At 68.9% G+C, this 13687-nt stretch carries 11 protein-coding genes; 4 read left to right on the top strand and 7 right to left on the bottom strand.

Annotated elements, in window-relative coordinates; translation table 11 throughout:
• Positions 1-4 precede the first annotated feature (4 nt).
• From ABZW11_RS30705 to ABZW11_RS30680, 6 genes are all read right to left on the bottom strand, one after another.
• Positions 5-886, bottom strand: a complete 882-nt coding sequence (locus tag ABZW11_RS30705) for a carbohydrate ABC transporter permease (protein WP_355424505.1) — start codon at positions 884-886, stop codon at positions 5-7.
• On the bottom strand, positions 886-1740 hold the full coding sequence (locus ABZW11_RS30700) for a sugar ABC transporter permease (RefSeq protein WP_355424502.1): 855 nt from the start codon (positions 1738-1740) through the stop codon (positions 886-888). Before ABZW11_RS30700 ends, ABZW11_RS30705 begins: the two co-directional genes overlap by 1 nt.
• Positions 1741-1900: 160 nt before the next feature.
• Complete coding sequence (locus ABZW11_RS30695) at positions 1901-3301, bottom strand: extracellular solute-binding protein (protein ID WP_355424500.1); 1401 nt, start codon at positions 3299-3301, stop codon at positions 1901-1903.
• Positions 3302-3455: 154 nt separating this feature from the next.
• Positions 3456-5579: an alpha/beta hydrolase-fold protein gene (locus ABZW11_RS30690; RefSeq protein ID WP_355424497.1), complete on the bottom strand. Its 2124-nt coding sequence runs from the start codon at positions 5577-5579 to the stop codon at positions 3456-3458.
• Positions 5580-5763: 184 nt separating this feature from the next.
• A complete protein-coding gene (locus ABZW11_RS30685) occupies positions 5764-6780 on the bottom strand; it encodes a LacI family DNA-binding transcriptional regulator (RefSeq protein ID WP_355424494.1) in 1017 nt (338 codons plus the stop codon).
• A gap of 96 nt (positions 6781-6876) precedes the next feature.
• Positions 6877-7917, bottom strand: a complete 1041-nt coding sequence (locus ABZW11_RS30680; RefSeq protein ID WP_355424491.1) for a substrate-binding domain-containing protein — start codon at positions 7915-7917, stop codon at positions 6877-6879.
• Between the two features lie 169 nt (positions 7918-8086).
• Between ABZW11_RS30680 and ABZW11_RS30675 the strand changes: the two genes are divergently transcribed.
• The 4 genes from ABZW11_RS30675 to ABZW11_RS30660 all read left to right on the top strand — a co-directional run bounded on the left by ABZW11_RS30675 (position 8087) and on the right by ABZW11_RS30660 (position 12872).
• A complete protein-coding gene (locus ABZW11_RS30675; RefSeq protein WP_355424489.1) occupies positions 8087-9394 on the top strand; it encodes a sugar ABC transporter substrate-binding protein in 1308 nt (435 codons plus the stop codon).
• A gap of 28 nt (positions 9395-9422) precedes the next feature.
• Positions 9423-10322, top strand: a complete 900-nt coding sequence (locus ABZW11_RS30670) for a sugar ABC transporter permease (protein WP_355424487.1) — start codon at positions 9423-9425, stop codon at positions 10320-10322.
• 88 nt (positions 10323-10410) lie between these two features.
• A complete protein-coding gene (locus ABZW11_RS30665; RefSeq protein WP_355424485.1) occupies positions 10411-11226 on the top strand; it encodes a carbohydrate ABC transporter permease in 816 nt (271 codons plus the stop codon).
• 23 nt (positions 11227-11249) lie between these two features.
• Complete coding sequence (locus ABZW11_RS30660; protein WP_355424482.1) at positions 11250-12872, top strand: beta-xylosidase; 1623 nt, start codon at positions 11250-11252, stop codon at positions 12870-12872.
• On the opposite strand, the gene ABZW11_RS30655 is transcribed toward ABZW11_RS30660, so the two are convergent.
• The gene (locus tag ABZW11_RS30655; protein WP_355424479.1) at positions 12869-13663 is read right to left on the bottom strand and encodes a FadR/GntR family transcriptional regulator; all 795 of its coding nucleotides are present in this window, start codon (positions 13661-13663) and stop codon (positions 12869-12871) included. The two genes, ABZW11_RS30660 and ABZW11_RS30655, sit on opposite strands and share 4 nt — an antisense overlap.
• Positions 13664-13687: the final 24 nt, after the last annotated feature.

Here is a 13687-nt window from a genome sequence, read left to right as displayed (position 1 = left end):
ACTCCTAGCGCAGGCCGCCGACGGACAGGCCGCCGCGCCAGTGGCGTTGCAGGACGAAGAACGAGATGACGAGCGGGATGATCGACACGAGCGCGCCGAGGATGATGAGGCTCCACAGCGAGGTGGTGCCCGCGTTGTTGGCCGAGGCGATGCCCTGCCAGAGCCCGAGCCCGACGGTGACGGGGAAGAGCCGGTTGTCCGACAGCATGGCGAGCGGCAGGAAGTAGTTGTTCCACGAGGCGACGGCCGACAGCAGCAGCACGGTGACCACGGCGGGCCGCATCAGCGGGAACGCGACCCGGAGGAACGTGCGGATCTCGCCGGCGCCGTCGGCGCGGGCGGCGTCCAGGATTTCGTTCGGCACCGCGTCGCGCGCGTAGACGTGCATGAGGTAGACGCCGAACGGATTGAGCAGCGAGGGCAGGATGACCGCCCAGATCGTGTTGGTCAGCCCGAACTCGGAGAACATCATGAACGTCGGGATCACCAGCGCCGTCGCGGGCACCATCAGCGCGCCGAGGACGAGCGAGAAGCTGAAACGCCGGCCGGCGAAGCGGTATTTGGCGAACCCGTAGCCGGCCATGACGGCCAGGACGGTCGCGCCGATGCCGCCGGCCAGGGCGTACAGGGTGGAGTTGAGTATCCACCTGGCGTAGATGCCGTTGTCGTAGGTGAACAGCTGCTGCAGGTTGCCCAGGTAGTCGACGTTGCCCGAGAACCAGAGGGTGTTGCCCCCGGAGAACAGGCCGGCCGCGTCCTTGGAGCTGTTGACGACGACCCACCAGAACGGCACCAGGAAGTACACGACCAGGAAGGCGAGCAGGAGGTGCAGGGGCAGGTTGCGGTTCGGCCGGCGACGGGTGCCGGCGGGCGAGCGGTCACTCATCACAGGAAGGTCCTCCGCTTGCGGGTGAAGAACAGGAAGGCGTAGACGCCGGCGAAGATGACCCCGCCGAGGGCGAAGGAGATCGCCGATCCGTAGGTGAAGTTCGCCAGGCCGAAGGCCTGCTGGTAGGCGTACATGTTGGGGGTGAAGTCGGGGCCGATGGTGCCGGCCGCGAGCGAGCGCAGGATCTGCGGCTCGTTGAAGAACTGCAGGGTGCCGATGAGCGAGAAGACCAGGATGAGCAGCAGCGCGGGGGCGATCAGCGGGATCTTGATGCGCAGCGCGATCTGCCGGCCGCCGGCGCCGTCCATGCGGGCGGCCTCGTAGAGGGCCGGGTCGATGCCCTGGAGGGCGGCGTACAGGATGATCATGTAGTAGCCGGCCCACTGCCAGGTGACGATGTTGACCAGGCCGTAGAAGATGAGGTTGCTGCTGAGGAAGTCCGGCGCGGTGGTGCCGAACAGGCTGAAGATGTCGGTCAGCGGGCCGAAGCTCTTGCTGTAGAGGAAGCCCCACATGACCGCGCCGATGACCGTCGGGATCGCGTACGGCAGGAAGATCATCAGGCGCGAGAAGCGGGCGAACCGCGAGGTGACCGAGTCCAGGATCAGGGCCATCACGAGCGCGACGATGATCTGCAGCGGGATGGAGACCAGCGAGAAGCGGATGACGAACCAGGTGCCGGACAGAAAGCTGGGGTCGGTGAACGCCTTAACGTAATTGTCGAGGAAGACGAAGCTGGTGCCGCCGATCAGCCGCTTCTGCCACAGGCTGAGATAGAAGGCGTAGCACAGCGGCGCGATGAGCAGCGCCAGGAAGACGAGCCCGAACGGCCCGACGAAGAGCCACCCCATCAGATGCTCGCGAAGGCGCACCTTGCCGCGACTGCTCGATTTCCTGTCCTTGGCGCTTGGCGCACTCTTCTCCATCATGAGGGTCATTTCTGGCTCCGGGAAGACTGAGGGTCGGATACGGGCCGGCCGCCGCTCTTGAGCGGCGGCCGGACGCGTCACGTCACTGGACGGTGAAGCCTTGTTCCTTGGCGTAGCCGGCCACGTCCTCCTGCAGCCGGTCGGCGGCCTGCGCGGCGTTGACGGAGCCGTCGATGAGCGCGCTGACCTGCTTCGTCATGGCGTCGAAGTAGTACTGGCCGAACGGGCTGTAGGTGACGCCCTGGTAGGCGTTCGCCGCCGGGACGTACACCTCCTTGTTCGCCTGCTGGCCGTCGAAGAACTCGACCTTCAGCTCCTCGAACGCCGGGTCTTTGAGCGCCTTGAGGTTGAGCGGGAAGATGATCTGGTTGGTCCAGCCGTCGGTGAGCGACTCCTTGTCGGCGTAGAGCCCGTAGGCCACCTTCGCCGCCAGCTCCGGGTTCTTGGCCTGGGTCGTCACCGAGAACGCCGACCCGCCCCAGTTGACCTGCACCGGGTTGGCGGGATCCCACTGCGGCAGCGGCGCCACCGCGAACTTGCCGGTGTCCTCGCCCTTGCCGACGCCGGCGCCGGTGAGGTAGCCGGGCGCCCATGCGGCCGAGATGTACGTCGCGTACTTGCCGTTGATGACGCCGGAGATGTACTCGGGCGTGAACTGGTCCTGCGTCCCGACCAGGCCCTTGCCGGCCAGCCTGCCCCAGTACTCCAGCACGTCCTTGGACGCCTGGTCGTTCAGCTTGATGCCGATCGTGTCCTTCTGCGCCGGGTCGTAGGTGAAGGGCTTGGCGCCCTTCTGGATCTGCAGCGCCATGGTGAGCGCCGAGACGTTGGCGGCGAAGTCGCCGAACGCGGGGCCGCCCGCGTCCTTCACCTTCTGGGCCGCCTCCTCGTACTCGGCCCACGTCTTCGGCGGCTTGATCTTGTACTTGTCGAAGATGTCCTTGCGGTAGATCATCGCCAACGGGCCGCCGTCGACCGGCACGCCGTAGATCGCGTCGCCGACCGAGACGTCCTTCCACGCGCCCTCGCCGTAGTCGGCCTTGACGGCGTCGTAACCGTACTGCTTGATGTCGACCAGCGCGTTCTGGATCTGGAAGGTCGGGATGCGGTCCATCTCGATCATGATGACGTCGGGTGCGCCGGTGCCCGCCGCGATCGCCGTCTGGAACTTCTCGTACTCGTCGCTGCCCTGGCCGACGTTGGTCCAGCAGACCTGGACGTCGCTGCTCTGCTTGTTGAAGTTGTCGACGACGAGCTGCGTGTTCGGATACCAGCCCCACATCGTGACGACCGGCAGGTCCTTCTTGGGGATGGTGTTCGTGCAGTTGCTCGCACTGTTGCCGCTGTCGTTGGCGCCGTTCGTGGCGGCCTTGGTGGCGTTCGCGTCCGTGCCACCGCCGCCGCCCGGGTCGGGAGCGCAGCCCGCGAGCGCGGTCGCGGCGGCGAGCAGGAGCGCCGCGGTGGAGAGCCGTGTCTTCTTCATGTGGTGTTTTCCTTGCGATCGCGGCGCACGCGGGGATTCGTGCGCCACCGGTGGGGCCGAGTGATCGGCGGGCGGGGCACGGATGGCTTCCGTGCCCCGCCGCCGATCCTCATGTGAGCGCTAACACGGCTCTGCCGGGGCAGAGCCGCCGGGCTCAGCGCTTGAACAGGCGGGGTGCCAGGTCGATGAGGTTCTTCTGCCAGACGTCCCAGCCGTGCGGTCCCGGGGTGACGCCGTCGAACTCGTAGCGGATCCCGAGGTCGTCCAGGGTGGCCAGGGTGGAGGCGAACCCCGGGTAGACGAAGTCCGTCTGGTCGCCGATGTAGAGGCGCAGCAGCTTGGTGCCGCTGTTGATCGCCTCGGCGTCGACGCCCGCGCCGCTGCCGAAGCCGGCCGAGAACGCCGCGATGTACGCGAACCGTCCAGGATGCGCCTTGAGCATGCCGAACGTCTGGCCGCCGCCCATCGACAGCCCGGCCAGGGCCTGCTGCGACGGGTCGTCAGAGATGTTGTAGCGGGCCTTGGCCGCCGGGGCGATGTTCTCCAGCAGCTCGCGGTTGAAGTCGGAGACGTTGCCGTTGCCCATCACCACGACCATCGGCACGATCTTCCCGTCGAGGAAGTGATGGTCGAGGATCTGCTTGGCCCGCCCCATCTCGGTCCAGTCGGTGTAGTTCTGGCCACCGCCGTGCTGGAGGAAGAAGACAGGGTACGGCTCCGCGCGGTCGGGGTCGTAGCCCGGCGGGGTCCACACCAGCGCGGTCCGCTCCTGGTTCGCGACCGTGCTCTGGTACGTCAGGCGCTCCACCTTGCCGCTCTGGCCCTCGGGAACGTCGGTGAGCAGGCGGGCCTGCTCACCGTTGACGAGGAAGGTGCTCCAGGTCTGCTCGGTGGTGACCTTGGTCGGGTTCGACGCGTCCTTGAGCGAGACGCCGTCCACCATCAACTTGTAGTAGTAGAACCACGGGTCGAGCGGGCCGACGGTCCCCCGCCACCGGTCCCCCGCCTTGGTCAGGTGGATGCGCAGCCAGCTGCCGCCCGGCGCCCAGTTCGCCCACACCTTGACCTGCTTGGCGGCGGCGAACTCGGTGGTGGTCTCGAACGTGACGAAGCCGTCGTCGGTCACGAACGGCGTCGGCGTCGTGCCAGGAGGCGGCGGGGCGAACTCGCCCTTCAGCCTTCCGTGCCCGTCGCTCGGGCCGTGGTCGCGGACGTTGCGGAACAGGCGCGGCAGGAAGTCGATGAGGTTCTCCTGCCAGGCGTTCCAGTTCGCCCCCGCGTCGGGGTTGACCCCGTCGAACTCGTAGGAGACGCGGGCGCGGTCGAGCGCCTTGCCGAGCTTGACGGTCGCGTTGTACGCCGGGTCCGTCACGTTGCCGGTGTAGAGGCGCAGCAGCTTGAGGTGCGGCTTGGCCTTGCCGGCGACCTCGGTCAGCAGGCCCGAGAACGAGCCGGCGTAGGCGTACTCGGCGGGGTGGCCGAGGGCGGCGCGCAGCGCGTTCGTCCCGCCCTCGCCGGCGCCGGCGATCGCCTGGTGGGCGGGGCCGCGGTGGACGCGGTAGCGGCCGGCGACCGCCTTCCGCAGCTCCTCGCCGGTCTCGCCGATCACGACCACCATCGGCTCGATGGCCTTACGGGCCGACAGGTTGTCGAGGATCTGCTTGGCGCGGCCGAGGTCCAGCCAGTCGCCGGCGGCGACGCCCGCGGTGTCGAGGTAGAGCACCGGGTACTTCTTGGCGCCCTTGCCGGTGTAGCCGCGCGGCGTCCAGACCAGGGCCGAGCCCTTGGCGTAGGTGAGGGTCTCGACCGTGCCGCCCTGCCCCTCAGGCACGTCCGCCAGCGGGGCGGCCTGCTCGCCGGCCACGAAGAACGTGCTCCACAGCGGCTTGGAGGCCACGGTGGTGGCGTTGGTCGGGTCCTTGACGCCCTTGGTCTCGTCGGCCGTGACCTGGTAGGTGTACAGGCCGGGCTTGAGCGGGCCGAGCACGCCGGAGAAGGCGGCACCGCGCCGGGTCAGCCCGAACTCCGCCCACGCGGCGGAGGGCCCGAAGTTCCCCTCGATGAGGACCGACGACACCGAGCCGCCGACGGCGGCCTCGACGGCGGAGACGGGAACGGTGAACGAGGCGTAGCCGTCCTCCGAGACGGCCAGCCACGGAGTGTCGGCGATCGCCGGTCGCGGAGCGAGCACCGCGACCGCGAGCGCGACGAGGGCCGCGGTGATCGCGGCGGTGAGCCGGAGCACGCGTGACCTGCCGTGATATTCTAAAGAAGGCATGCAAAAACTCCCTTGATGGCCGGCCACGGTTGCAGCCCGGATGGTCGGCCTGATTCATGCGATGGACTCTGTGTTGTGGGTGTTTCGCACCTCCATTCCGTCGTGGGATCCGCTTGCCCGCCTGACGCCCGTTGCCGCGGGTGTCAGGTGCGGCGTGACGCCACTACATCGCGTGGCTTCACGATCACATGGCGCTCCTCGGCGGCGCGGTCGAGCCGCGCACGATCAGCCGGGTCGGGAGCACGATCTGGGCGGGGCCGTCCCAGCCGCCGCGCACCAGCGCCTTGAGCATGCGCGCGGCCTCGAGGCCGAGCCGGTACACCGACTGGTCCACCGTGGTGAGCCCCGGCTGGGCCAGCGCCGACTCGGGGATGTCGTCGAAGCCGGCGATCGACAGGTCGCCGGGGACGCTGAGCCCCAGCTCCTTGGCGACCTCCAGAGCCTTCAGCGCCATCCCGTCGTTCGCCGCGAAGATCGCCGTCGGCCGGTCGGGCCGCTCCAGCAGCGCCCGCGCGAGCGGCGCCGCGGAGTCGGGGTTGAAGTCGCCCTGCGCGACCAGCGAAGGGTCGGCCGGGACGCCCGCGCGGGCCAGCGCCTTGCGGTAGCCCTCCTCGCGTGACCACGAGGCGGCCAGCTCGGCGCGGCCCGCGATGAACGCGATGCGCCGGTGCCCGAGGCCGAGCAGGTGCTCGACCACCGCGGTGGCGCCCTCGAAGTTGGCGGCCGTGACCGACGGCACCTGCGAGTCCTTCGCCGGGTCGATGGCGACGACCGGGATGCCGCTGCGGATCTCGCCCGAGGGCGTGACCACGATGCAGCCGTCGGTCAGCGTGCCCGCGAGGCGGGCCAGGTGCCGCTGCTCCCACCCCTCGGCGTAGGTTCCGTACAGGTCGCTGTCGGCGTAGATGATCAGGTCGAGGCCCGATCGGCTCAGGGCGTCCATCACGCCCTTGAGCACCTCGGCGGTGTAGGACTGGAAGCTGTGCGTCACCAGGCCGAGCACGTCGGTCCTGCTGCGCCGCAGGCTGGTCGCCACCAGGCTCGACTCGTAGCCGAGCCGCTCGATCGCCGAGCGGACCTGGGCGATGGTGCGCGCGCTGACGCCGTACCGCCCGTTGACCACCCGGGAGACCGTCGTGGTCGAGACGCCCGCGAGCCGGGCGACGTCGCTCATGGTCACGGGCGAGCCGCCCAGGGCCATACCGCCTCACTAGGGGGAATCGTTATCGGTTACGTTTGCAGCAGCAACGTAAGCGATAACGTTCACAGAAAACAAGAGTAACTTTCGGCTACTTGATCAGGCGGGGGCCGGGCCCGTCGAGTCGCGGACGCTGAGGCTGGTCGCGAGCTGCAAGTGCCGGGAGGCGGGCTGGACGCCCTCGGCCATGCCGAGCACGGTCTCCACCGCCATCCGGCCCATGCCCTCCAGGGGCTGGCGGACGGAGGTGAGGCGCGGCGTCGTCCACTGCGTCTGCGGCGTGTCGTCGAAGCCGGTCACCGACAGCTGACCCGGCACGGAGATGCCCAGGTCACCCGCTGCGGCGAGCACCCCGACCGCTATCTCGTCGTTGCCCGCGACGATCGCGGTGGGCCGGTCGGCGAGCGCGAGCAGGTCGCGGCCGTGGCGCCGCCCCGCCTCGACGGAGAACGCCTCGTGGCGGACCAGCGCGCGGTCAGGGGTGATGCCGGCTGAGTCGAGCGCGGCCTGGTAGCCGTGGAAACGTTCGAGCGAAGGTGCCGAACCCAGCGGGCCGCCGATCCAGCCGATCCTGCGGTGGCCGAGCTTGATGACGTGTTCGGTCGCGGAACGGCCGCCCGCCCAGTTCGTGGAGCCGATGCTGACCAGGCGCGACTCGGTGGTGTCGATGGGGTCGATCGTGACGATGGGCAGCCCGAGATCGTCGGCGGCGTGCAGCACCGGGTCGGGCACGGCGACGGCCAGCGCGATCACGCCGACGACGCCCGACGCCTGCTGCTCCTCCACCCACGTGCGGGCCGCCGTCCGGCTGGTGCTGACCGGCTCGTCGGGCGGCAGGCGCAGCAGCAACTCGGCCCGCGCGGTGGTCGCGGCCAGCAGGATGCCCTGCAGCACCGTCCCGGCGTAGCGGGACTCGACGATGTCGAGCACGGTGACCAGCGTGTTGTCGCGGGGCTGCTCGTGCCGGACCGCCGTCGGCCTGTAGCCGATCTCGGCCATGACGCCCAGCACCAGCTCGCGGGTCTTGGCGCCCACGTCGCTGCGCCCGTTGAGCACCTTCGAGGCCGTCGTCGGCGAGACGCCGGCCCGCCGCGCGACGTCGGCCAAGGTGACGCGCTCAGAACGACCCCGTCGTCCCATCAAGGCTCCTTCCGGGCTTCCACCGAAATTGTTTCGTAAACCTACCACGGCCCCGATCACGCAGGACCCCCCGTTGACATCGGACAGAAACGACACCTATGGTCCTCCGCAACACCGAACATGTTGCGAAATAATTTCGTAACCGGCTCAGGACGAGAGGCGAGACCCCATGCGGCTCTCCCGGAAGCTCACACTCCTCTGCGCGGCACTCGTACCGATGCTCGCGCTGACCGCGTGCTCGGGCGGCGGCGGACAGGCAGGCGCGGACGGCGGCGAACAGGTGAAGATCACCGTCTGGAGCTGGGACGGCACCGTCGAGAAGGCCGTGCCCGGTTTCCAGGCCGCGCATCCGGACATCAAGGTCGAGGTCGTCAACGCGGGCTCGTCGCAGGACGAGTACCAGGCGCTCGACAACGCCATCCAGGCCGGCTCCGGCGTGCCGGACCTGGTGATGTTCGAGTATTTCGCGGTGCCGTACTTCGCGGTCCCCGGCAAGCTGGCCGACCTCGGCGAACTCGGCGCGGACAAGCTGAAGGCCGACTACGTCCCGGCGGCGTGGAACGACGTGACGGTCAACGGCAAGGTGTACGCGCTGCCGTCCGACTACGGGCCATCGGCGATGTTCTACAACGAGGCCACGCTGAAGAAGGCCGGCATCGACGAGCCCCCGGCCACGTGGGACGCGTACTACGAGGCGGCCAAGAAGATCCGAAAGCTGGGCGACGACTACTACATCGCCCAGGACACCGGCGACATCTTCTTCCTGCTCTCGCTCATCTGGCAGGCCGGCGGCCGCCCGTTCAAGGTGGACGGCACCAAGGTGCACATCGACTTCACCGACCCCGGCACCACCAAGGCCGTGGCCTTCTGGCAGAAGATGCTGGACGAGGGCCTGATCAACACCAAGGTCACCGGCTGGTCGGACGACTGGAACAGGACGCTCAACGACGGCACCCTCGCCACCCAGACCATGGGCGGCTGGCTCACCTCCACGCTGCCAGAACGCGCGCCGAAGGCAGCCGGCGACTTCAAGGTGGCCCTGATGCCGCAGTGGCAGGAGGGCGAGAAGGCCGGCGCGGCGAACGGCGGCAGCTCCTTCGGCATCCCCGAGGCGGCCGAGCACAAGGAGGCGGCCTTCACCTTCCTCGAGTACTTCGCGCACGGCGGCGGCCTGCAGACCCGCGTCGACGCGGGCGCGTTCGTGCCGAACCTGTCGGTGCTGGAGAACGAGACCTTCACCGGCAAGGCCAACGAGTATTTCGGCGGCCAGAAGGTCGGCGGCGTGCTGGCCGAGGCCACGGAGATCGTCGCCGACGACTGGCAGTATCCGCCGTTCTTCGAATGGGCGCGCTCGATCTACGGCGACCTCGCCTCACCGTTCTACACCACCGGCAAGGGCTCGCTCGCCGAGGTGCTGGAGCAGTGGCGGCAGCGCTGCATCCAGTACGGCAACGAGCAGGGCTTCCAGGTGGACTAGCGGGCCTGCTTCAGGAAGGAACTCCGACATGACCCACGCACCCGCGCCGGTGCGCAGGCGGGGCAGGCCGCAGACCGGGCTGGCGTTCATCGCGCCCTTCGCGGCGCTGTTCGCCCTGGTGTTCATCGTGCCCATCGCGTACGCCGCCTACCTCAGCCTTTTCCAGGACAAGCTGGTCGGCGGCAACGTCTTCGTCGGCCTGGACAACTACACCAAGCTCGTCGCCGACCCGCAGTTCTGGGACGGCGTGGGGCGCGTCGTGCGGTTCACGCTCGTGCAGGTGCCGATCATGCTGCTCCTCTCGACGGCGCTGGCGCTCGCCCTCGACAGCCTGCGCCTGCACGGCGCCCGGTTCCTGCGGGTGACGATCTTCCTGCCGTACGCGGTGCCGGCGATCGTGGCGACCCTCATGTGGGGCTTCCTGCTCGGCGTCAAGTACGGCCTGTTCGGCAGCCTCAACGACGCCCTCGGCACCGACTTCGACCCCTTCTCCCCCGGCACCACGCTCATCTCCATCGGCGTGATGGTGACGTGGGCGTTCACCGGCTTCAACATGCTCATCTTCTACGCCGCGCTCAAGGCGATCCCGCGCGAGCTGTACGAGGCGGCGGCGATCGACGGGGCGAACGAGTGGCAGATCGTGCGGGCCGTCAAGCTGCCGGCGCTGCGCGGCTCGCTGGTGGTCACCGTCATCTTCTCGATCATCGGCACGTTCCAGATGTTCAACGAGCCGCAGATCCTGCCGACGATGGTCGCCAACAGCGGCGTCACGAGCTTCTACACGCCGAACCTGTACGCGTACAACCTCGCCTTCACCGGCTCCCAGCAGGGGTACGCGGCAGCGCTCGCGCTCGTCATGGCGGCGATCACGATCGCCGTCGCCTACGCCGTCCAGATCAGAGGGCTGAGGAATGCGACCGACCAGTAGCCTCCGGCTCCATCCGCGTCTCCACCCGCGTCTCCACCCGCGTCTCCACACCGTGGACAACCCGCGTAAGAGCAAGACCCTCACCTTGATGACCGGGCTGTTCACGCTGTACTGCCTGCTGCCGCTGGTGTGGCTGGTCATCAACGCGACCAAGTCGCAGGAGGACTTCGTCTCGACGTTCGGGCTGGCGCCGGGCCGCGAGTTCGCGCTGTGGGACAACGTCGTGCAGGTCTTCACCTACCAGGACGGCATCTTCTCCCGGTGGCTGCTCAACACTGTCCTGTACGTGGTCGTCGGCGCGACGGTCTCGACGTTCCTCGCCGCGCTCGGCGGGTACGCGCTGGCCAAGCTGCACTTCACCGGCAAGCGGGTGTTCCTCCTCGTCATCCTGGGGTCGATCTCGGTGCCCGGCATCGCGCTGGCGATCCCGCAGTTCCTGCTCTTCGCCGAGCTGGGCCTGACCGACACCCCGTGGGCGATCCTCATCCCGTCCTTCATCAACCCGTTCGGGCTGTATCTGATGTGGGTGTTCACGGCCGAGGCCGTGCCGACCGGGCTGCTGGAGGCGGCGAAGATCGACGGCGCCGGCGAGTTCAGGACGTTCCTGCAGATCGCGCTGCCGCTGCTGGCGCCGGCGGGCGTGACCGTCCTGCTGTTCTCGTTCGTGTCGATCTGGAACAACTACTTCCTGCCGCTGATCATGCTGAAGAACCCCGACTGGTATCCGCTGACCGTCGGCATCAACCAGTGGAACAAGCTCGGCTCGTCGGCCGGCAACGGCGCCCTGGTGCAGAACCTGGTGATCACGTCCTCGCTGCTCACCATCATCCCGCTGATCATCGCGTTCCTCTGCCTGCAGCGGTACTGGCAGTCGGGCCTGACCATGGGCGCCGTCAAGGGCTGACGCCCCCTCAAGAAAGAGAGACCATGACGAGATCCCTGCTGCGCATCGACGGGGAGCCGCGCGAGGAGAGCGCCTTCCCGCACGTCTGGAGCGCCTGCATCGGGGCCGGGCGGGCCAACGAGGCCCTGCGCGCGGACTGGCAGCGGCAGTTCGCCGAGGTGGCGGACACCCTCAAGGTGAAGTACGTCCGCTTCCACGGCCTCTTCCACGACGACATGTTCGTCTACCGCGAGAGCTACGGCGGCGGCTTCGGCCCGGACAGCCCGCTCCCCTCCCCGGTGCACACCTTCTCCTACGTGGACAAGGTCTTCGACTTCCTGCTGGAGCAGGGCGTACGCCCGTTCGTCGAACTGGGGTTCATGCCGCGCGAGCTGGCCACCCAGACCGAGACGCTGTTCTGGTGGGGCGCGCACTGCAGCCCGCCCAAGGACATGCGGCGCTGGAGCGACCTCGTCACCGCGACCGTCGAGCACTGGATCGGCCGGTACGGCCTGGACGAGGTGCGGCGGTGGCGCTTCGAGGTGTGGAACGAGCCGAACCTCGTCCCCCACTTCTGGACCGGCACCAAGACCGAGTACTTCGAGCTGTACGAGGCGAGCGTGCGGGCCATCAAGGCCATCGACGCCGAGCTGAAGGTGGGCGGCCCGTCCACCAGCGTCTTCGTGCCCGACGACCGCTACAAGGGCGAGGTCGAGGACCGCTCGGCGATGCTGCGGACGGCCGCCGCGACCGACGTGGACGCGCTCGACTGGCGGCCGGTGTGGATCGAGGACTTCCTGTCCTGGTGCGCGGAGCGGAACCTGCCGGTGGACTTCGTCTCGACCCACCTCTACCCCACCGACTACGCCTACGGCGCCGACGGCCAGGCGGTGCAGATCACCCGGTACGCCGACGCCACGTACGACGACCTGACCCTGCTGCGGGCGCTGCTGCGCGAGAGCGCCTACCCGGAGGCGGAGATCCACATCACCGAGTGGTCCACGTCGCCGTCGTCGCGCGACTTCATCCACGACACGGTGTTCGCGGCCACCTCCATCACCCGCTCCTACCTGCAGTGCGCGTCCCTGGCCGACTCCATCTCCTACTGGACGTTCACCGACGTGTTCGAGGAGGGCGGAGCCGGCATCGGACCGTTCCACGGCGGGTTCGGGCTGGTCAACGAGGACGGCATCCACAAGCCGACGTTCCACGCGTTCACCATGCTGGAACGGCTGGGCGACCGGCTGCTGCTCGCCACGCCCGACGGGGTGGTGACCCGCGACAGCCGCACGTCGGCCGTGTCGGCGCTGTTCTTCAACTATCCGGACGGCATGGGGCTGAAGGGGCTGAGCGCGCGCGGCACGTACGCCGCGACCCGCGAGCTGGCTGACGTCGGGCCGGGCCGCAGGATCCGCCACACGATCGAAGGGCTGGAGCCGGGCACCACGTTCCTCGTCGAGGTCCTGGACTGGGAGCACGGCAACGTCGCCGAGGCGTGGCACGCCCTCGGCGGGCCGCTCAACCTGTCGCCGGCGCAGCGCGACCACCTGCGCAGGGTGGCCGACACGCTGCACGCGTCCACGCTGACGGTGACCGACGACGGCGTGCTGGAGCTCGACGTCGAGCTGGCGCCCTGGGCGGTGCTGTCGCTGCGGCAGGCGGCCTAGCGTTGCAGGCGCACCGGGGCGGTGGGGGCCTTGCGCCTGACCAGCCACGCCTCGGTGATGTGGGTGAACATCGCCGCGCTGGCGCCCTCGGGGTCGTGCGCGGCGATGCGCTCGTAGATGCGGCGGTGGCCCTGGTTGGACGCCACGCACAGCGCGCGCTGGGGCTCGCCGAGGTAGCGGGCGGTGTTGACGACCTGGCTCTCCAGCGAGCGCACGACGCCCCGGGCGATGCGGTTGCCGGAGGCCTGCATGATCACGTCGTGGAAGGCGCGGTCGTGGTCGGCGTAGGTGACGTGGTCGCCCACCAGCTCGTCCATGCGATCGACCAGGGCGAGCAGGCGCCCGATGGTCTCGTCGTCGGCCAGCCGGGCGGCGAGGTAGGCCATGTCGGATTCGAGCAGGCGGCGCGTGACGACGAGGTCGTCGAGGATGGCCAGGCTCTCGTCCATGTCGATGGTGGCCGCGAGCACCAGCTCGTCGAGCATGTCCCACATCGTGGGCGGGGTGACGGTGGTGCCCGCGCCCTGCCTGACCTGGACGAGGCCCTTCTCCTGGAGGATCTTCACGGCCTCGCGGACGACCGTGCGGCTCACCGAGAACGTCTCGCACAGCACGGGCTCGGGGGGCAGCGGGGAGCCGGGCGGGTGGACGCCGTGCACGATGCGCTCCACCAGCTCCGCGGTCACCGCCTTGGCCAGGCTGGCCGGGCGGCGGACCCAATTGGGCGGCCCAGTAGGCGGCCCAGTAGGCGGCACCGAGACGCTGCCGGGCGATTCCTGCGATGCCGTCATGTCCCCCTCCACGCTGCGCTGCCG

Origin of the sequence: Nonomuraea sp. NPDC004580, assembly GCF_040609855.1 — a bacterium.
Classification (GTDB): Bacteria; Actinomycetota; Actinomycetes; order Streptosporangiales; family Streptosporangiaceae; genus Nonomuraea; species Nonomuraea salmonea.
Note: the sequence above shows the minus strand (reverse complement) of the source record. Positions and strands in the feature narration are given on the sequence as shown.